The following is a 19,654-nucleotide window of genomic DNA, read 5'->3' as shown; positions in this document are numbered from 1 at the left end:
CGGGCCACCAGGTCCGCCGCCACTTCGCACAGAGGAGCACCCCATGGCCGACTACCTCATCTACTTCAACCAGCAGTGGGTCGGTGACCACAGCGAGGAGTGGTTTCTCTCTCGCGTCGAGCCGTCGGTGGCCGTCATGCACGAGATGCAGGCGGCGGGCGTCTATGTCTTCGCCGGCGGGCTCGAGGAGGGTGCCCCGGTCTACTCCGCCGACGCGACGAGCGGCGAGGTCGTCATCACCGATGGGCCGTTCGTCGAGACGACCGAGTTCTTGGGCGGGTTCTGCGTCATCCGGGTGCCCGATGACGAGACCGCGAAGATGTGGGCGGGCAAGGTGGCTGTCGGATGTGGCTGGCCGCAGGAGATCCGCCGCATCGGGGCCCTACCGGACTAGTGGAGCCACCTCTCCGCGTGCCAGGGCGAAGGGCAGCCGGTCGAAGATGATCCGTATCTCGGTGATGAGCCCCTCCCTGATGGCGTGGACCTCTGCGGCAGGTGCGCTGGCGACGGCCGAGGTAGCGGTGTCGTAGACAAGGGTGGACTCCTCAGCGTCCCCACCGCTCGCGAGGAGGTTCGAGTGCGTGAGCATCGCCGCGAACGGACCCATGAAGGCGGCGACGGCCTCCCTCCCCTGAAGTGGGCCGGCGGGTGTGTGGCAGACGACATCCTCGGCGAGCAGGGCCCAGGCGGTGTCGGTGTCGCCAGTGGTCCAGGCCCGGAAGTACGCGAGCGAGGTCTCGAGTGGTGTCACGGTGATCTCTCCTTCGTTGGGTGAGGTGATGGGAGGTAGACACCGCCCCGGACCCGATCGGAACGCTGGGAGGATGTTGCCGTGGCCGACGCGACGATCCTGCATTCCGCTGTTGCGGGGGACGATGCAGCTTTCGCCGCCTTGGTGCGCCCCTTCGAGAGGGAGCTGCACGTGCACTGCTACCGGCTGCTCGGCTCGGTCCATGCCGCCGACGACGCCCTGCAGGAGACGCTGCTGTCAGCGTGGCGGGCCCTCGGGCAGTTCGAGGGACGCTCCTCCCTGCGGACCTGGCTCTATCGGATCGCGACCTCACGATGCCTCAACGCCATCCGCGACGGGGCCCGCCGACCGCAGGCAGCACCCTTGCCGCCCTTCGACCCACCCGAACCGACGAGCCATGAGTCGGTGACGTGGATCGAGCCCTACCCCGGGCGACTGCTCGGCCCGGAGGACACCCTCACCGCGCGTGCGGGCATCGAGATCGCCTTCATCGCAGCCCTGCAGTCCCTTCCACCGCGACAGACCGCGGCTCTCGTCCTGTGCGACGTCCTCGACTTCCGGCTGTCCGAGGCAGCGGAGATGCTGGGCAGCACCGTGACCGCCACGAAGGGTCTGCTGCAGCGAGCCCGCGCCGCCATGCCACCCCAGCTCGACCTGGCTCCCGCGGACGCCGAGGTGGCGCTGGCCGCGAAGCTGGCGGATGCCTATGCCCGCGATGACGTCGACGGCGTCGTGGCTCTGTTGACGGACGACGCCTGGCTGAGGATGCCTCCTGCGCCGCACTGCTACCAAGGTGTCGACGCCATCAGCCGGTTCCTTCGGGCCAGTGCCGCCGGTCGCGGGCGCTACACACTCGTGGCTGCGGGCTGGGAAGGTGGGCACCCGGCATACGCGTGCCTGTTGGACGGTGAGAATCGTGGACGGCTGGTGGTCACCGCAAGCCCTGACGGACAAGCTGTGAGCGCAGTCCATCGCTTCCTGGCCTGACCTCGCTTCAGCGTGGGTGAGAGCGGCTAGGGGTGGTGGTCAGGCGCTGAACATGCCTCTCTGCGAGTCCTGCGCCACTGACCTGTTCAGCAGCGAGCGACCCAAATGCGTTGTCACATAACGGACTTCACGCCCCTCGCGTCGAGGCGCCACCAGGCCCGCGTCCGCCAGGACACTGAGGTGGTGGGAGACGGTCGCCTTGGAGAGAGAGTGACGGATCGCCAGGCGAGACGTCGAGCGGGGGAGCTGGACGTCGGCCAGCAGTGCGGCACGTGAACGCCCCACCAGGGCAATGAGGGGCACCGTCGCGCCGATGGCTGCGGTGCGCACCGGGAACACGATGCTGGCGTCCCGGGGATCGCACACCTGCACGCTGAGGCGTGCGCCCGCGGTGACGCAGGGCACCAGGACGATCTCTTCGCCGAGGTAGGTGATCCGCTCGTCATACGGCTTGGCGATCGACAGCGTGCGCCCGTCCCACCCCAGTGCAGGATGCAGGGTCTCGATGACTCCGTCCGGGCCGACCCTCTCGAGCTCGTCGGCGACGCGTCGGAACTCCGCGACCAACGTGGTGTGGATCCCACCCCACTCCGGGCGGCTGACGTCGAAGAACTTGCGTATGCCGTGTGCGCACCTCGTGCCGATGCCCTCGCTCTCGAGGACGCGCCACATGGGGTGGTCGGTGGGCAGGTTCCGGGCCCCGATCCAGTACCCGAGCTGTTCCCTGGCCGCGGCCGAGGGAGTGGCCTCGACCGCGGCCAGTTGTTCGCGGAACGTGACTGCCGAGACCCCTCGCGGCTTGGGGGTGAGGAAGTCCGGCTGGTAGGTGCCCTCACCGACCAGTCGAGCGACGAGGGCGACGTCCGGGTGGTGAAGCGCGCGACGTTGCAGGTCCGACACCTCGAACCCCACGCCCGGCTCGTTGGCGGCGACGACCCGGAGCATGCCCAGGGTCTCGTGGATCGGTGACGGGCGGACGGCCACGGATCGCACGCTCTCGGGAGGGAGGTCGACGAGGATCACGCCTTCGATGCTGACACGGCGAACGGCGGTGGGGCGAGGTTTGGGTTCGACCCTGCTCGAATCGGCGAGGAGGGTCAGGGCGCCTCATCGAACTGCTCGCCCCCGTCGTCGGTTCTCGGGTGTGCTGGCGGGAGGCGACCATCCGGTCGCGCGGCCCCGTTCCACGGCTCAGTTCGACGACACCGATCCCTTCAGGAGACACACCATGAAGCGCACCTTCGCCGCAGCACTCCTCGGCGCCACTGCCCTGACCCTCGTCACCGGGGCGGGCGTCGCCCACGCTGGTGGCAAGTCCACGGGCTGCGGGGCCGCGTTCAACCAGGCCGTGCAGGCCTATCGGCAGACAACATTCGCCAAGGATGCGGCGGGGTTCAACGCCCTGCTCGCCGAGGATGTGACGGCGATCTTCGCCAACGGCTCGACGCTCTACGGCAAGGACGAGACGGCTGCGTTCATCACCGACTTCTTTGCCGACCCGGAGTGGACCCAGACGCTCGACGTCGTGCGTGAGACCCGTCAGGGGTGCCAGTCAGGCTTCGTCCTCTTCGATTCGGTCTACACCCCGTCCCCTGAGGCTGCTCCAGTTCCCCTCGCCATCGGCGTGACCTTCGTCCACACGGGTGGGCGCTGGCTCGTCATCCAGAACCAGGACTCGGACGGTCCCGTCACGCGCTGACTCGCACCTCCGCGGCCTCCGCAGCAGGTGATGGCCACCCGAAGGCGGCGCCGGTCGCCGAGCCGATGGCTGCCCGGCCCTTGGCATGTGGGCGCAGCGTCGATAACCCATAGGTACTCAGACGAACACCTATCGGCTATCGAACCGCAGCCGACCGCGTCCTACCTCGTGGCCTGCGGCCTCACGAGACCTGCGTCGAGCGGCCGAACGCATCTCCGCGACACGAAGTAGGCGCGTCCCCACCGCCATCCGTTCCGCTGTGGTCCAGCGGTCCTGACGCTGACGGATGCCGCCCGAACCCGATGCGGTCCCGTGCGCCACGCATAGGATCGAGGTCGCACAGGTCACCTACTCGGAGGGGAGCGCACGTGATCGCGCTCATCATCGCTCTCGTCATCGTCGTTCTGCTCGTGCTCGTCGCGATCGGGATGTACAACGGCCTCATCAAGCTGCGCAACCTCGTGCAGGAGGCCTGGCGCCAGATCGATGTCGAACTCACCCGACGCCACGACCTCATCGGGAACCTCGTCGAGACGGTCAAGGGCTACGCGGCGCACGAGCGCGGCACCCTGGAGGACGTCATCAAGGCTCGTTCGGCCGCCATGGCGCCGAACCAGTCGCCGGGGCAGCAGGCAGAGAGCGAGAACATGCTCAGCCAGGCGCTCGGTCGACTCCTCGCGATCGCCGAGGCCTACCCCGACCTCAAGGCCAACCAGAACTTCCTCGCCCTCCAGGCCGAGCTCACCAGCACCGAGGACCGGATCGCTGCGGTCCGGCGCTCCTACAACGACGGTGTCAAGCAGCTCAACACCAAGGTGGAGACGGTCCCGAGCAACATCGTCGCGGGCCTGTTCCACATCGAGCGGGCCGAGTACTTCGAGGCGCAGGGTGAGGAGCGCGAAGCGGTCAAGGTCGACTTCGGCCAACGCGACGCGACCATCCCACCGCCGGGGTCGTACGTCGGGACGGACGAACCGCAGGCAGTGCCTCCGGCCGCGCCGGCCGCGTCGGCAGCGTCGGCAGCGCCGGCGACACCCCAGGGCCAAGCCCAGTCCCAGCCCCCGTCCGAGCAACCGCCGCAGTCCTCGTCCGAGCAACCGCCGGCCTGACCGGCATACGCGATCGTCCACTCCCACAAGGAAACCCACCATGTCAGCCACAGACGAGTCCGCAGCCGTCGCGCCACTCCAGCCGCCCGACCAGACCCTCACCCTGACCGCTCCCGAGGCGCCCAAGCAGGTCGTCGAGACCCAGGCGCCCAAGATGGCGCCCCAGGTGACGGCGGAGGCCGTGCCCGGACTGGACGCCAAGGTCGAGTCGTTCATGGATGCCCTGACCAAGGCCGCGCCCCGCAGCCCCGAGTTCGCCCAGCAGGCCGACAACGTCCGCACCATGGGCGACGCCGACATCAGGCGCGCGGCCGAGACGTCCAACCGGCTGCTCGACAAGCCGGTCCAGGCGCTGAAGGAGGGCGCGCTGTCGCAGGGGAGCAACGTCGGCAAGACCCTGCTCGAGCTGCGTCGGACGGTCGAGGACCTCGACCCCGGACGGATGACCGGGGGCCGCAAGCTCCTCGGGATGATCCCGTTCGGCGACAAGGTCACCGACTACTTCCGGCGCTACCAGTCCGCCCAGAGCCAGCTCAACGGCATCCTGCACAGCCTGCGCAGCGGCCAGGACGAGCTGACCAAGGACAACGTCGCCCTCAACCTGGAGAAGACCAACCTCTGGGCCGCGATGGGCCGGCTGAACCAGTACATCTACATCGCCGAGCGGCTCGACACCAGGCTCACGGCCAAGATCGCCGAGCTCGAGCTGAGCGACCCCGAGGCCGCCAAGGCGTTGTCACAGGACGTCCTGTTCTACGTGCGCCAGAAGCACCAGGACCTGCTCACCCAGCTCGCCGTCTCGATCCAGAGCTATCTCGCGATCGACATCATCATCAAGAACAACATCGAGCTGATCAAGGGTGTTGACCGGGCCTCGACGACCACGGTCTCGGCCCTGCGGACCGCGGTCATCGTCGCCCAGGCCCTCGGCAGCCAGAAGCTCGTCCTCGACCAGATCACGGCGCTGAACGCCACGACGTCGAGCATGATCCAGAGGACCTCCGAGATGCTGCGCGACAACTCGGCCCAGATCCAGGAGCAGGCGGCGTCCTCCACGATCGGGGTGGCCGAGCTGCAGGCTGCGTTCCAGAACATCTACCAGACCATGGACTCGATCGACCAGTTCAAGCTCAAGGCCCTCGACTCGATGGCCCAGACGATCGGTGTGCTCGAGACCGAGGTCGACAAGTCCAAGGAGTACCTCGCCCGAGTCCAGAACCAGGACGCCCGCGGGACCCAGGACCTCGACCTCGACGGGGCGTGAGCCGCGGTGGGCCTGCGGGACTGGCTGCGCGGGGAACCCGACCCCCCGGCCTCCAGCGTGCCCCCGGCGCCCACCGAGGCCGATGTCCTGAGCGCTCTCGACGGGGTGTCCGCAGCACTCGTCGAGGCCAAGGCGTCCCCGCTCATCCGGTCGCGGGTGGACCGGATCGACCGACTCGTGCGAGCCACGTTGCCGCGTCTCGCCGCGCTCGGGCTGGGCAGTGCCGATGCGTATGCCGTGGTCGCGACGGCCACGAGCTACCTCCCCGAGGCGGTGGCCGGCTACCTGAGGCTGCCGCGCGACTGGGCTGACACGCGGCCGATCGACGCCGGGCGGACCGCCCTGATGATGCTCGTCGACCAGCTCGAGCTGCTCGGCTCGACGATGGTCAAGGTGCTCGACGCCGCCAACCACTCCGACGCCGCGGCGCTCATCGCCCACGGCCGGTTCCTCGAGGCCAAGTTCGGCGCACCGAGTGGTGGTGGCGTGCTCGATGTGTCCTCGGGAACTCCCCTCCCCAGCCCGTCGTCTGAAGGATCACCACAGTCTGGATCACCACCGTCGCCGTCGACCAACAGCCTTGACCTGGAGTGAGCGCCCCCATGACCAACTCCGCCAGCTCCGCCCCCACCCTGTCTGCCGCTCTGGCGTCCCTGCTCGAGGTGGCCATGGCGGCTGGCGTGCCGGAGCCCGATGCCCGCGCCGAGGCCGAGGCGCTGGCGGCAACCGTGGCCGAGGCAGCAACCGGGGCGTGGGTCGACTGGGTCGCCCAGACCGGCGGCGACCGGTCGGCGGAGGACTTCGCGGCGGCTGCGTCCCGCGGCCGCCGGTGGCGGTCGACACCCACCCCAACCCTCGCCCGACTGGCCGCCGAACGCTCACCCGAGGCACCGGCATACGCAAAGGCTTTGGCCCTGGTCTGTACGGCCGGCGCCGGTCTGGGAACCCCGACGACCCGGACCATCGGGAACGCTTCGCAGGCCGCTGCCGCGCAGCTCGGCGCCTTCCAGCCCACTCCGACCCCGCCGCCGCCGGCCGCATCTGACCCAGTGGTTCCGGAAGCCACCTCTCCCGGCCCGACCGACGAGTTCACCCGCGGGGTCCGCAGCCTCTGGGGCGACGTCATGGGTCAGCTCGACACCCTGCGCACCCGCACCGAGGAGGTCCGCCGCGGTCCGTCACTCGGCGGCGACCGCGCGGGCTCGCCGTTCGACCTCGACCCCCAGGCCGACCCGTGGGGGCCGGGTGCCTTCCCTGACCTGACGAGTCCCCGTCCGAGCCAGCCGAGCGAGCCGAGTCGGACAAGCGAGCCAAGCGGTCCCCATGACACCGCAACGGCAGGTGAGCCGCCGGAGCAGCCCGCCCCCGAGCAGGTGAAGCCGGAGGAACCGCAGAAGTCGGTCGAGGAGCTGCTCGCCGAGCTCGACGCCCTGACCGGGTTGGCCGGCGTCAAGGGCGAGATCCACCGCCAGGTCGCGGTCCTGCGGATCGAGGCCAAGCGCGCTGCCGCCGGCCTGAAGACCCCCGACCTGACCCGGCACCTGGTCTTCACCGGCAACCCCGGCACCGGCAAGACGACCGTCGCCCGGCTCGTCTCCGGCATCTACCGGGCCCTCGGCCTGCTCTCCAAGGGCCAGCTCGTCGAGGTCGACCGCTCCGAGCTGGTCGCCGGCTACCTCGGGCAGACCGCGATGAAGACCCAGGAGGTCGTCAAGTCCGCGATCGGTGGCGTCCTGTTCATCGACGAGGCGTACTCCCTCGCCGGCGACCAGTACGGCACCGAGGCCGTCGACACCCTCGTCAAGGAGATGGAGGACCAGCGCGACGACCTCGTCATCATCGTCGCCGGCTACCCCGTGCCGATGCAGTTCTTCATTGCCCAGAACCCCGGCCTGGCCAGCCGCTTCCGCACGACGATCGACTTCGTGGACTACACCGACGACGAGCTCGTCGCGATCTTCCGCGGCATCGCGACCGGCGCCGACTACGACGTGACCGATGCCGTCGAGGCCCGCTTCCGCGAGCTGCTCGCCCAGCAGGCCCGGGACGCGTCGTTCGGCAACGGCCGCTATGCGCGCAACGTCTTCGAGGCCGCCGTCGGTCACCAGGCCTGGCGGTTGCGGGAGATCGACGAGCCCACCGTCGAGCAGCTGCGCTCGTTGGAGCCGGAGGACCTGTCTGACGGACCAGCACCCGTGCCGGCCGACATGTTGCAGACTGAGCCGGAGCCCACGGGGGAGGAGGCGTCATGAGTCAGTCCGCAGGAGTCGCGCAGGCGGCATCGACGACGCCGTATGCCGGTTCGCCGGCTCCCGCTGCACCGGCACCGTCCGCTCCGGATGGCCTTGGCGGCCGGACGGCCGGCACAACCACCCCGACCACCACGACGCCCGGCTGGCTGGCCCAGTGGCGGCTGGTCATCGCCTCCGTCTGCATCCTCGCCTCCGCCCTCACGGCGCTCATGCTGTTCAGCACGTGGCAGGCCACCCGAGCCGCCTCCGCCGACACGGCCCAGCTGGTCCGGGTCCAGACCATCAAGGTCAACCTGCTGCGAGCCGACGCGCTCGCCACCAACGCCTTTCTCGTCGGTGGGCTCGAGCCGGCGCAGCAGCGCGCGGCCTACGACACCGCTCTGGTCGAGGTCGAGCGGACTCTGACCGATGCGGCGCAGGCCCAGCCGGCCGACGGGGCCGCGCTCGCCGCCCTCAGCCAGGCCGTCCTCACCTACACCTCGTCGATGGAGCTGGCGCGGGCCAACAACCGACAGGGGTTCCCGGTCGGCGCCGCCTACCTCAACCAGGCCAGCAAGGGCCTGCGCAGCACCGCCCTGCCGCTCGTCGACAACCTCGTGACGGCCAACCAACAGCGCTCCCGCGACGCCATGTCGCCACTGCCCTGGATCCTCGTCGTCATCCCCGGGCTCCTCGCCCTCGTCGCGCTCGGCTACCTCAACCAGCAGCTGGCTCGTCGGTTCAGGCGTCGGCTCAACGTCGGCATCGCCGCTGCCGGCGCCGCGACCCTGATCATGGTCGGCCTCGCTGGTGTCGCCGCCGGCAACCAGGGCTCGGAGGACAGCAGGCTGCTCAACGGCTCGTACGCGACCGTCGTCGACGGAGTCATCGCCCGCAGTGCCGCGAACGACGCGAAGGCCAACGAGTCGTTGCGCCTCATTTCCCGGGGCAGCGGGGCGACCTACGAGAAGCAGTGGATGGCGGGCGCCACGACGGTCGTCGACAAGACCTCCGGCGACGCCCTCGGGTCGGTCGCGGGCCAGTGGCGCACGTATGCCGAGGAGCACGCCAAGATCGTTGCGCTCGACACCGAGGGCAACTGGGACCAGGCCGTGGCGGCGGCAACCAGCTCGGCGAGCGGCAGCTCGACCGCCGATTTCACCGCCTTCGACGACTCCCTGCGCGAGGTTGTTGACGCCGCGGGCAGCCGCACCACGGCCGACTTGGACAGCGGTCGGTTCCTCTTCCTCGGCGTCCTGCTCCTCGCCCTCGCGGCCGGCCTGGCCGGAGCGGCCTCCGCTTGGCGCGGGGTCACCACCCGGATCGAGGAGTACGCATGAGGCTGGCCCGGGTCGCCGCACCCCTCGCCCTCGCGGCTGCCATGGCCGTCGGGGTCGGAGCGTGCTCGACGGTGGCGCCCACGCCACTGCCCGGCGCGACGCCGTCCGCAACGCCGTCCGCGACGGTCACCGCCGGCGGGGCCCCGACCGCGCAGCCCTGCACCAACGCGGTCCAGTCCTACGCTCCGGACGGCGCGCTGCCGGCCCCTGGCGCCATCGCCGCCACCTCGACGATGGGCAAGATCAGGGCCCGTGGGCGGCTCATCGCAGGCGTCTCGGCCGACACCAGGCTGCTGGGCTCACGCAACCCGCTCCTGGGCAGGATCGAGGGCTTCGACATCGACCTGGTCCAGCAGATCGCGGACGCCATCCTCGGTCCCGGCGCCAAGGTCGAGCTGCGGGTCATCACCGCCGCCGACCGACTTCCCGTCCTGGAGAAGAAGGAGGTCGACGTCGTCGTCCGCAACATGACGATCACCTGCGACCGGTGGAAGACGATCGCGTTCTCCGCCGAGTACTACCGCGCGGGCCAGAAGATCCTCATCCGCAAGGGCTCGACGATCACCGGCCTGGCCTCGCTCGCCGGCAAGCAGGTCTGCGCGCCGACCGGCACCTCGAGCCTGACCAACCTTGTCCGGCTCGCGCCGAAGGCGATCCCCGTCCCCGCGACCACCCACACCGAGTGTCTCGTCAACCTCCAGCAGGGCAAGGTCGAGGCCATCACGGGTGACGACACTGTCCTCGCCGGGCTCGCCTCCCAGGACCCGTATGCCGTGGTGCTGAGCGAGAAGGCGTTCACCGCAGAGCCCTATGGCGTCGGCATCCCGGCCGACCAGGTCGACATGGTCAAGTTCGTCAACGCGGTCCTCGAGAACGACCGCACGTCGGGCGACTGGACCAAGTCCTACGACACCTGGCTCGCGCCCGAGCTCGGCAAGGGCACCGGGCAGCCGGCACCGTCCTACGGTCGGCCGACACCGTGAGCGACGTCCTCGCGCCCACCGCTCCGGGCGGACTGGCTGAGCGACCTACTCCCGCAGGGGTTCTGGCCTACCTCGGCGACCTCGACGCCTGGGTTGTCGGGCGTCGGGCCGAGCTCGACGACATCGACAGGGCCGCGCTCACGTCGCCGCGGCACGGCGAGGTCTCCGGCGACGTGGTCCTCTCGATGGCGCTGTGGAAGTCGGTGGCCGACCGCCGGGACCAGATCGAGACAGCGTTCGCCGGTGGTCGCGTCGACGCCAGCGACCTGGACCGGATCGCCGTGCTCATCTGGGGCCGGCTCGACAGTGCGGCGGCCACCGCCGCCGGCGCCATGGTCTCGGTGCCAGAAGCGTGTCGCCTCTCCGACGCCCTCGCCGGCGCGCTGCGGGCCCGGCTCGGCCTGGCCCCAGCGGTCGAGGAGAGCGCACGTCGGCTTCGCTCGTTGCGCGCCCAGCTCGACCGGTTGCACGACCAGGTCGCCCTCGAACCCCCCGCCAGCCGACCCTCCGCCCAGCGCCAGCTCGATGCCCTGACCACCCGTGTCGCCGACGTCGGGGTCCGGCTCGAGCGCGGTGGCGACATCGGCGGACTGCTCGGTCCGCTCGAGAACGACGCCTCCCGCACTGAGCGGGACCTCATCGTCGGTGGGGTGCAACGCCGCGAGGCTCGTGACCAGTTCGCTGCGCTCGAGCGGCTCCGTGCCGACCTCACGACCCGCGAGGCGCATGTCACCGCGTTGGCCGACGAAGCAGTCGCCACCGTTCTCCCGGCCCCGCGCAACGCCGTCCCCGACGTCTCCCTCCTCGGTGCCGCACCGACAGACCCGGGTGCGCTCGCGGCATACGGACAACGCCTTGCCCGCGTCGGTCAGGCCATGGACATCGCCGAGCAGCGGTATGCCGCGGCGCTGGCTGCCCGGTCGTCTCTCGTCGACCGGCTCGCGGCCGCCCAGGTCAAGGCCGAGGCGACCGGCGTGGGCGCCCAGCCGGACGTCGTGGCTGCCGCTGCGCTGGCGCAGGACCTGCTCGACCGGCGACCCACCCCGGTCGCCGTGGTCGAGCACCTCGTGGGTGCGTATCTCGCGTGGATCGATCTCGCCGGGCAGTCCGCACCGGCGACGCGTGCCGGGAGGACCGCCTCGTGAAGTGTGAGCAGCCCGGATGCTCGGGCACCGTCGTCGACGGCTACTGCGACGTCTGTGGGATGCCGCCGTCCGAGCTGGCCGCGGCCGCCTCGGTTGCCACGGCGGCGCCCAACGCGTCCAACGCGTCCGACGGTTCTCGGTGCGGCCAGCCCGGATGCTCGGGCACCGTCGTCGACGGGTACTGCGACGTCTGCGGCACGCCGGGCGGAACTTCCTCCAGCGAGGCGGGATCCGCACCCGCGGGTGTCGCCGGCACGTCCTCGACGGCCTCCACCTCGCACCGGATCCAGTCGGCCGCGATCGGCTCCCGTCGCGTCGGCTCCGGCTCGACGGCGACCCGCCGGGTCGGGTCGTCACGGACCCGCGCCGCCCGCCTCGGCGCGGGCCTCACGACGATCCCGCCGGCGCCTCCCGTCGACGCGGCCAAGGCCGTGCAGACCAACCCTTCGGTGCCCGAAGACAAGCGCAGCTGCGCCAACTGCGGTGCGCCAGTGGGCCGTTCGATCGACGGCCAGCCCGGGAGACCGGAGGGTTTCTGCCCCAAGTGCGGCACGGCATACAGCTTCACGCCCAAGCTCAAGTCGGGCGACCTCGTCGCCGGCCAGTACCTCGTCGCGGGCGCGCTCGCCCACGGCGGGCTCGGCTGGATCTATCTGGCGCGCGACCGCAACGTCTCCGACCGCTGGGTCGTCCTCAAGGGCCTGCTCAACTCCGGCGACAAGGACGCGCTGGCGGCGGCGATCGCGGAGCAGCGGTTCCTCGCCCAGGTCGAGCACCCGAGCATCGTCGAGATCTACAACTTCGTCACCCATGACGAGGCCGGCTACATCGTCATGGAGTACGTCGGGGGCGAGTCGCTCAAGGGGCTGCTCAAGGAGCGGATGCGCTCCCACGGCTCCTACGACCCGTTCCCCGTCGACCAGGCCCTCGCCTATGTCGTTGAGGTGCTTCCGGCCTTCCAGTACCTGCACGACCTCGGGCTCGTCTACTGCGACTTCAAGCCGGACAACCTCATCCAGGTCGGGGACGCCGTCAAGCTGATCGACCTCGGCGGTGTGCGCCGGATCGACGACGAGGAGTCGGCGATCTACGGGACGGTCGGCTACCAGGCCCCCGAGGTCGCCGAGACCGGGCCGTCGATCGCCTCGGACATGTACACGATCGGCCGCACGCTCGTCGTCCTCACGATGGAGTTCCGCGGCTATCAGTCGACCTACCTGTCGAAGCTGCCCGACCCGGCGACCACGCCGGTGTTCAGTGACCACGACTCGTTCTACTGGCTCGTCGCCAAGTGCTGCGCCGCTGATCCGGCCGACCGGTTCGCCTCCGCCGACGAGCTGCGATCCCAGGCTCTCGGGGTGCTCCGCGAGGTTGTCGCCGCCCGCACCGTGGGCACGAGCACCACCTCTGCCGCCTCGGTGAGCTTCACGACCCCGGCGGTCTCCACGGCCCGCATCGACTGGAACCAGCTGCCGTCCCTGCGCCCCGACACGACCGACGCCCAGTACGCCTGGCTGGTCAGCTTGGCCCCCGGTGGGCCCACGGAGCGGCTCGCCGACCTCGCCAAGGCCCCCGAGGCGACGGCCGAGGTCCACCTCGCCCGCGGCGCCGAGTACCTCCTCGACGGCAACGGCTCGGCGACCAAGGAGCAGGCGGGGCAGCTGCTCGCTCTCGACCCGTGGGACTGGCGGGCGCTGTGGCTCCAGGGCCTGGCGTCGCTGCAGTCCTCCGACTGGGCGGATGCCCAGGCCTCGTTCAGCGCCGTTTACCAACAGGTTCCCGGCGAGCTGGCACCCAAGCTGGCGCTCGCCGTCGCCTGTGAGGCTGGCGGTCAGGGTGACGTCGCCGAAGGCCTCTATCGCACGTGTGCCCAGACCGATGCGGCCTACGTCGCCCCCGCGGCATTCGGGATCGCCCGGCTCCGCGCGGCGGCCGGCGACACCGATGGCGCTGTCCGGGCCCTTGACCTCGTGCCGTCGACGAGCCGGGGCTACGGCGAGGCCCGTCGACTGCGCGCCGACGTGCTCCTCGCTGGATCCGACAAGGACCTCGGCCGGCTGGGCGAGGCGCTGACCAGTGTCGACGGGGTCCGGCTGGACACCGTCGAGCGCGAGGGCCTCACCGCCCGGATCCTGGAGAAGGCGATCGCCATCGTCGGCGAGAACGGGCCACAACCGTTGAACATCGGGCCGTATGCCGCCCAGGAGGCGACCCTGCGCACCGCGCTCGAGGCCAGCTATCGGACCCTCGCCCGTGAAGCCCGCACCCGCGAGGAACGGATCGCCCTCGTCGACCGCGCCAACACCGTGCGCCCCTGGACGAGCACGTGACCCAGGTGCCGGCGCCCGACGAGGCGACTCCGAACGACCCTCCGCACGACCCTCCGCAGGCGCCTCCGCAGGCGCCTCCGCAGGCGGCTCGATCGGCCTGCCCGTCGTGCGGTGCGACCTTGGCGGCGGGTGCCCAGTTCTGCGAGGCGTGCGGCGCCAGCGTCGCCGGCGTCTCGGATGCGGCCGAGGCCGGGCCCGAGTCGCCCCTCGACGATCTCAGCCCGATCAGCACGCCGACGGCCCGCAACACGAGCGCCGCTGCGTCGCGCACGGTCGCTGGCCCGCGTGGCTGTGCCGAGTGCGGCTCGCCGGTCGGCGACGACGGATATTGCACGGTCTGCGGCTCCAAGGCTGCGTCAGAGCGCGACCACTTCGAGGAGGCACCGGCGCCATGGGTCGCCGGGGTGTGCGACCGCGGCATCAAGCATCACCGCAACGAGGACGCGATGGCGCTGTATGCCGAGTCGGCTGAAGGCGGGCGTGCCGTCCTCGTCGTGTGCGACGGAGTCTCGAACTCCGACGACTCCGACGTTGCCTCGCTGGCGGCTGCGCGCGCTGCCCTCGAGGTGCTTCGGCCGCCATTGCCCAAGGGCATCGGTGGTGCGGCCAGTGCTGATGCCGCGGCCACCCGGGTGTTCACGTCGGCGGCCGCCGCCGCCCAGACCGCGGTCATCGCGCACACCGAGCCGTCCTCGCCGAGACCCGCGTCGTGCACCTTCGTCGTCGGCCTGCTCGATGGGCCGACGCTGCGGTGCGCCGTCATCGGCGACTCCCGTGCCTACCTGCTCCCCGATGCGGGCGGCGGGACTCAGCTGCTGACCGATGACTCGATGGCCCAGATGCTCATCGACGCCGGGCACCCGCGGCAGGAGGCCGAAGCCTCCCCGCAGGCCCACGCAATCACCAAGTGGCTCGGCACCGACAGCCCCGACGTCGTGCCTCGGGTGGTCACCGTGACGGTCGACCAACCCGGCTGGCTGCTCGTCTGCTCGGACGGCCTGTGGAACTACGCCTCGGAGCCGGCGGCGCTGCGCGCTCAGATCGAGGCCGCAGGCACGACGGAGCCGCTCGCCCTCGCCTCGGCACTGGTTGCCTGGGCCAATGAACAAGGCGGTCAGGACAACATCACCGTCACGCTGGCCCGGGTCGGCCCCGTGCCAGTGGTGGAGAATGTCACGAACGACGAAAGGCAGATTCATGGCTGAGTTCACGGCGGCGGTCTTCCAGAACGAGTTCCTCCCGGACGGAGGCACCGATGTCAACGCGATCGTCTCCGTCACGTGCTCGGGGGCCGGCCAGGCCGGTCAGGGTGGCTCGGCAGCGGCTGGCGAGATCATCATCATCGACACGTCGGGGTCGATGGGCGTGGAGTCGATGGAGGCTGCCAAGCAGGCGGCGACGGCCGCGCTGGCCGAGATCGTCGACGGCACCTACTTCGCCGTCGTCTCCGGCAACGGCGCCGCCTTCCTCGTCCACCCGAACGTGTCGAGCGGGCCCGGGATGGTCGCGATGTCGGCGAGCTCGCGCGCTCAGGCGTCCGCGGCGGTGGCGCAGCTGACAGCTGGTGGCGGGACCGTCATCAGCACCTGGCTCGACCTGGCCGGGATCCTCTTCGCCTCGGTGCCCGAAGTGCAGCAACGCCACGCGATCCTGCTCACCGACGGTGAGAACAACGAGGAAGCTGGCGTGCTCCAGGCGGCCATCGACCGGGCCACCGGCCACTACCAGTGCGACTGCCGAGGCATCGGCGTCGACTGGAGGGTGGCGGACATCAGGCCGATCGCGCAGGCCTTGCTCGGCACCATCGACATCATCCCGGCGCCCGGCCAACTGCGGGCCGAGTTCCAGGCGATCATGCGCACGTCGATGTCGCGTGGGGTCGCCGACGCAGAGCTGCGGGTCTGGGCTCCGCAGGGCTCACAGGTCGTCTTCGTCAAGCAGGTCTCGCCCACGGTCGACGACCTCACCGGCCGCCGTTCGGTCGTCAACGACCTGACTGGTGGATACCCGACTGGCGCGTGGTCCGACGAGTCGCGCGACTACCACGTGGCGATCCGGCTGGCAGCCAAGGCGATCGGCCAGGAGCAGCTGGCCGCCCGGGTCCAGGTGTTCGCGGGTGGCGAGGTCAAGGCGCAGGGCCTGGTCAAGGCCAAGTGGTCCGACGACTCCGCGCTGACCACCCGGATCGACCAGCAGGTCGCCCATTACACAGGCCAGGCCGAGCTCGCCCAGGTGATCCAGGAGGGCTTGGCCGCCAAGGCCGTCGGCGACGAGGAGACCGCGACGACCAAGCTCGGTCGCGCAGTGCAGCTGGCCGCCGAGACCGGCAACGACGAGGCGACCGCCAAGCTGCGCAAGGTCGTCGACATCGAGGACGCCGACGCCGGCACGGTCCAGCTCAAGAAGGCCGTCGAGAGGGCCGACGAGATGGCCCTGGACACCGCGTCGACGAAGACCACCCGGGTCCGCAAATGACGACCTGCCCCAACGGCCACGACTCCGCGGCCACCGACTACTGCGACACCTGCGGGGCGGCCATGAATGCGGACGGCGCCCCGACCGGCGTTCACCCCCTGGCTGCGGAGGGCGCGGGCGGCGGGGCTGGTTCGGCTGCTGACTCTTCCGCCGCTTCGGGCACCCCGGCCGACGCGCCGGAACCGGAGTCGACAACACGGCCGTGCCCCCACTGCGGACAACCCAACTCACCCGACGCGTTGTTCTGTGAGGTCTGCGGCTACGACCACACGACCGGCACCCTCCCGCGTGGCGCGGACAGCGGCGCCGCGGCTACCTCTCCGGTTGAGGCACCGGCCAACACTTCCAAGGACCTTGCCACGCCGTGGGTGGCTGAGCTCTGGATCGACCCCGCTTGGTACACCGCTCAGGGGAGCTCGGACCCGCTGCCGAGCCAGGGTCCGCCGGCGGTCTTTGCTCTGCGCAACACCTCGCTTCTCATTGGCCGTGTGTCGAACAGCCGCGGCATCCACCCCGACATCGACTGTGGTGTCGACAACGGCGTCAGCCGGCGTCACGCCCAGCTGACGACCGACGGCACCCGCTGGTGGGTCGAGGACCTCGCCTCGTCCAACGGCACCTACATCGGCGACTCGGTCGGCGACCTCCCCACGACGTCGATCCCGACCGGGCAGAAGCGCGAGGTCGACGCGGACGACCGGATCTACGTGGGCTCGTGGACCCGGATCGTGCTCCGCCCGTCGAGCGACGACGAGGTCTCCGCCCTCGCCTGACTTCCGCGACCACGAACAAACGGTGAGTATGCCGCCCGCTCGAGCGGGCGGCATACTCACCGAATTTTTTGAGTTCTATCCCAGGGGCGCGAAGCCGAGGTCGACGAGGACTCTGGCGATCTCGTCGTTGCCCTTCTGGGACGGGTGGGTGTAGTCGTCGGCGAGCAGGTCGCCGCTGGGCTTCTCACCGGTCGGGCCGTTGAACGCGTGGTAGATGTCGGCGCAGCTGAACTTGTTGGCCTTGGCCGAGTCGCAGATCATGGCGTTCCACGCGTCGTGGATCGCCACCGTCCGCTTCGCCTGGTCCGGGCTGAGGTTGAGGGTGTCCGAGCCGACCCAGTCGTTGTACTTGTTGAGGGCGATGAGGATGGTGGGTTTGCCAGCGCGCTGGGCCGCGACCTTGGCGAACAGCTCGTCGAAGCGGGGGCGGGAGGCCGCCGCCGACCGCGTGGCGCACGCCTGGTCGACCTTCGACCAGTCGCTCACGACACCGGTGGCCGGGTCGATCGCTGAGCCGCAGGGCGTGTCCGCACCGAGCTCGATGCTGTTGTGGGCGATCCCCACGATGATCGCGTCGGCCGTTGCCAGGTCCTTGGCGAGGGAGTCGAGGTTGTCCAGCAGCCGAGGAAGCGTGAGCCCGGTGTGGTCGGAGAGGTTGTTCGGCTCCACCTTGCGCCCGGTCGCCTCGGCCAACGCGTCGCCGTACTGGTAGACGAAGGCCGTGCAGTCGGGACAGTCGTCCTTGCTGTTGTAGGGGATCGAGTCACCGATGGCCACGAGGGACAGCGGAGGTGCTGCCGGGCTCGTCGCCGGGGACTGGGACTGGGACTGGGACGGGCTCGTGGCCGGGTCCTCGGCCGCACCGCAGCCGCCCACCAGTGCGGCCACGCCCACCGCCACGATCCATCCGATGCGTCTCATCGCCGTGCCCTTCCGCTCTTGGACTCGCCGTGGAGCTCCGGCCCGTCGAGCGTGGCCCGTCCGACCGTGCCGAATCCGCCTCCGGCTGCGGGGGTATGCCTCCCCCTACTATCGAGGAGGCGGGATGCCCTTGCCTAGGACGAAAGCGAAGTGAGTTACGACGCACCCACGAGGGCTGCCTGGATCCGGGCACGCGCCAGCAGCATCACGTCGGCCTCAGTCTGAGGCTCTGCGCTGCGTCCGGGGTCCGGTCGGCGAGCTGCTTCGTGGCGATTTCTCGGTATTGGTCGAGTTCCACAAGATGCGGAGCACTTGTATTTTCGAGAGTTCATGGAGTGAGGTCGTGAGCCGGGCAGCAGCCCAGTAACTTCGCTGCCCTTTCCGGATGGCTCAGGGAAGCCGGGCGCGATCGAACTCCTGCTGCAGCCGGGGCCGCCGGCGGTGGACCTCGCGCAGGGCACTGATGAACTCGTCCACCGTGTGCGCGTGGGGCGAGGCGGACGCGAGCTTGCGCATGGTCGCCAGCCCGCGGGCCGCGCGACGATAGTTCTCCGCGCCAGCGGTGACGAGCTCAGTCTCGACGAGGCGATGGTGCACGGGCAGGACGGCGATCGGGTCCACCTTCTCGTAGGCCTTGGCCAGCTCGCTCCACGTGTGGTCGCTCTCGAGGTCGAGTGAGTGAGCCAGTTCCCAGGCGAACCTCGGATCCTTGAGCGTGGAGAGGGCGAAGCCCACTGCCTGGTCCGGTCGGGTCGACAGGTCGTCAAGAACCTCGTCACGGTGCTCGGGCCAGCTCGCACCGGCGGCTGAATGCAACTGGGCCGCTGACCTCGAGGTCGGCCAACGACGGAAGACGTTCAGGCGAGCGGCGAGCATGTCGTCGGGTCGGTGCTCCTCGAGCAGCCGACACCAGTACTCGGCTGCCTTGAGGGACTGATGTCCACCACCCGGGAACTCGGTGGCCTGCTTCGCCCAGTCGATGGCGAGGTCGATCTCGCCGACCTCCTCGAACGCCTTGGCCGTGTCCTCGAACCAGGCGGCGACCTTGCGGTCCCTGGCATGGGTGCGGGTGATCGCGTCGATGTCGTGGTCGAGCACGGCCAGGCGCTGCGCGTTCCACTCGAGGGTGAACCACTCGTGGCTGTGGCTCGAGGTCCACCGGGCATCGGGTGAAGGTCGTTCCCCGAGACCGACTTCGACCTCGGACAAGCGGGCCCGATAGGTCGCCATTCCGATGTCTCCGAGTGCTGGGGCGTAGGCGACGGGATCGAGCTCGAAGTAGTCGACCTCACCCTCGCCGAACTGGAACTTCATCATCCAGTCGACGAGCTTGCCTGGTGGCACCTGTGCAGCCGCGGCGGTGCGTGGGTGGAGCTCGAGCAGGCGACGGCAGGCGTCGCCGATGATGCCGCTGGAGTCGTCGGCTCGGGCGATGACCTTGAGGGAGCTCGCCAGGGCCTTGTGCGTCACTGCGTGCACCTCGGCCGGGTCCCCCGACGGAATCGCGGCCTCGAGGTGGTCGATTGCCTCGTGCATGTCGCGTCCATGGGCGTTCGCGGCGCGATAGTGGAGGTCGGCCTGGGTCCTGATCCACGGGAGGACGGCGTCGGCCAGCGTGCTCACGGGTGCCTTTTCTCGGTCAGGGG

The 19,654-nt window shown here is 70.1% G+C and carries 18 protein-coding genes; 14 read left to right on the top strand and 4 right to left on the bottom strand.

The genetic code is table 11. The features are described from left to right. The first annotated feature begins 43 nt into the window (after positions 1-43). The gene (locus ACFQRE_RS01695) at positions 44-394 is read left to right on the top strand and encodes a YciI family protein (protein ID WP_380118155.1); all 351 of its coding nucleotides are present in this window, start codon (positions 44-46) and stop codon (positions 392-394) included. On the opposite strand, the gene ACFQRE_RS01690 is transcribed toward ACFQRE_RS01695, so the two are convergent. Beyond that, entirely contained in the window at positions 383-751 is a 369-nt protein-coding gene (locus ACFQRE_RS01690; RefSeq protein WP_380118152.1) for a nuclear transport factor 2 family protein, read from the bottom strand. The genes ACFQRE_RS01695 and ACFQRE_RS01690 overlap by 12 nt on opposite strands. Before the next feature lie 81 nt (positions 752-832). On the opposite strand from ACFQRE_RS01690, the gene ACFQRE_RS01685 reads away from it, so the two are divergent. Beyond that, positions 833-1,738 carry an RNA polymerase subunit sigma-70 gene (locus ACFQRE_RS01685; protein WP_380118150.1) on the top strand — a complete coding sequence of 302 codons (906 nt, stop codon included), beginning with the start codon at positions 833-835 and terminating at the stop codon, positions 1,736-1,738. Positions 1,739-1,777: 39 nt separating this feature from the next. Here ACFQRE_RS01685 and ACFQRE_RS01680 read toward each other — a convergent pair whose 3' ends face one another. Beyond that, positions 1,778-2,761, bottom strand: coding sequence for an ArsR/SmtB family transcription factor (locus ACFQRE_RS01680; protein WP_380118148.1), 984 nt, complete (start codon positions 2,759-2,761; stop codon positions 1,778-1,780). A gap of 205 nt (positions 2,762-2,966) precedes the next feature. Here ACFQRE_RS01680 and ACFQRE_RS01675 point away from each other — a divergent pair, with 205 nt between their 5' ends. From ACFQRE_RS01675 to ACFQRE_RS01620, 12 genes are all read left to right on the top strand, one after another. Further along, complete coding sequence (locus tag ACFQRE_RS01675; RefSeq protein ID WP_380118146.1) at positions 2,967-3,437, top strand: YybH family protein; 471 nt, start codon at positions 2,967-2,969, stop codon at positions 3,435-3,437. 368 nt (positions 3,438-3,805) lie between these two features. After that, positions 3,806-4,546, top strand: coding sequence for a LemA family protein (locus tag ACFQRE_RS01670; protein ID WP_380118144.1), 741 nt, complete (start codon positions 3,806-3,808; stop codon positions 4,544-4,546). A gap of 40 nt (positions 4,547-4,586) precedes the next feature. Continuing rightward, positions 4,587-5,810, top strand: coding sequence for a toxic anion resistance protein (locus ACFQRE_RS01665; RefSeq protein ID WP_380118143.1), 1,224 nt, complete (start codon positions 4,587-4,589; stop codon positions 5,808-5,810). Positions 5,811-5,867: 57 nt separating this feature from the next. Continuing rightward, entirely contained in the window at positions 5,868-6,404 is a 537-nt protein-coding gene (locus ACFQRE_RS01660; RefSeq protein WP_380118141.1) for a hypothetical protein, read from the top strand. A gap of 8 nt (positions 6,405-6,412) precedes the next feature. Continuing rightward, positions 6,413-8,062 (top strand): AAA family ATPase, encoded by a 1,650-nt coding sequence (locus ACFQRE_RS01655; RefSeq protein ID WP_380118139.1) that lies wholly within the window; start codon positions 6,413-6,415, stop codon positions 8,060-8,062. Beyond that, positions 8,059-9,381: a hypothetical protein gene (locus ACFQRE_RS01650; protein WP_380118137.1), complete on the top strand. Its 1,323-nt coding sequence runs from the start codon at positions 8,059-8,061 to the stop codon at positions 9,379-9,381. The genes ACFQRE_RS01655 and ACFQRE_RS01650 overlap by 4 nt, the downstream gene beginning before the upstream one ends. Then, complete coding sequence (locus ACFQRE_RS01645) at positions 9,378-10,364, top strand: glutamate ABC transporter substrate-binding protein (protein ID WP_380118135.1); 987 nt, start codon at positions 9,378-9,380, stop codon at positions 10,362-10,364. Before ACFQRE_RS01650 ends, ACFQRE_RS01645 begins: the two co-directional genes overlap by 4 nt. Beyond that, a complete protein-coding gene (locus ACFQRE_RS01640; protein ID WP_380118132.1) occupies positions 10,361-11,509 on the top strand; it encodes a hypothetical protein in 1,149 nt (382 codons plus the stop codon). The genes ACFQRE_RS01645 and ACFQRE_RS01640 overlap by 4 nt, the downstream gene beginning before the upstream one ends. Continuing rightward, positions 11,506-13,839 carry a serine/threonine-protein kinase gene (locus tag ACFQRE_RS01635; protein WP_380118130.1) on the top strand — a complete coding sequence of 778 codons (2,334 nt, stop codon included), beginning with the start codon at positions 11,506-11,508 and terminating at the stop codon, positions 13,837-13,839. The genes ACFQRE_RS01640 and ACFQRE_RS01635 overlap by 4 nt, the downstream gene beginning before the upstream one ends. Next, positions 13,836-15,044 carry a protein phosphatase 2C domain-containing protein gene (locus ACFQRE_RS01630; RefSeq protein WP_380118128.1) on the top strand — a complete coding sequence of 403 codons (1,209 nt, stop codon included), beginning with the start codon at positions 13,836-13,838 and terminating at the stop codon, positions 15,042-15,044. The genes ACFQRE_RS01635 and ACFQRE_RS01630 overlap by 4 nt, the downstream gene beginning before the upstream one ends. Next, positions 15,037-16,314, top strand: a complete 1,278-nt coding sequence (locus ACFQRE_RS01625) for a VWA domain-containing protein (RefSeq protein WP_380118126.1) — start codon at positions 15,037-15,039, stop codon at positions 16,312-16,314. Before ACFQRE_RS01630 ends, ACFQRE_RS01625 begins: the two co-directional genes overlap by 8 nt. After that, positions 16,311-17,087 (top strand): FHA domain-containing protein, encoded by a 777-nt coding sequence (locus ACFQRE_RS01620; RefSeq protein WP_380118123.1) that lies wholly within the window; start codon positions 16,311-16,313, stop codon positions 17,085-17,087. The genes ACFQRE_RS01625 and ACFQRE_RS01620 overlap by 4 nt, the downstream gene beginning before the upstream one ends. Positions 17,088-17,162: 75 nt before the next feature. Here the strand turns inward: ACFQRE_RS01620 and ACFQRE_RS01615 are convergent, their stop codons facing one another. Next, positions 17,163-18,008 carry an SGNH/GDSL hydrolase family protein gene (locus tag ACFQRE_RS01615; RefSeq protein WP_380118121.1) on the bottom strand — a complete coding sequence of 282 codons (846 nt, stop codon included), beginning with the start codon at positions 18,006-18,008 and terminating at the stop codon, positions 17,163-17,165. A 390-nt stretch (positions 18,009-18,398) separates the two neighbouring features. Next, on the bottom strand, positions 18,399-19,631 hold the full coding sequence (locus ACFQRE_RS01610) for a DUF6880 family protein (RefSeq protein WP_380118119.1): 1,233 nt from the start codon (positions 19,629-19,631) through the stop codon (positions 18,399-18,401). Between the last annotated feature and the right edge of the window lie 23 nt (positions 19,632-19,654).

Origin of the sequence: Knoellia pratensis (genome assembly GCF_042666395.1) — a bacterium.
Classification (GTDB): domain Bacteria; phylum Actinomycetota; class Actinomycetes; order Actinomycetales; family Dermatophilaceae; genus Knoellia; species Knoellia pratensis.
The sequence above is the reverse complement of the archived record's forward strand: the minus strand, read 5'-3'. Positions and strand labels throughout refer to the sequence as shown.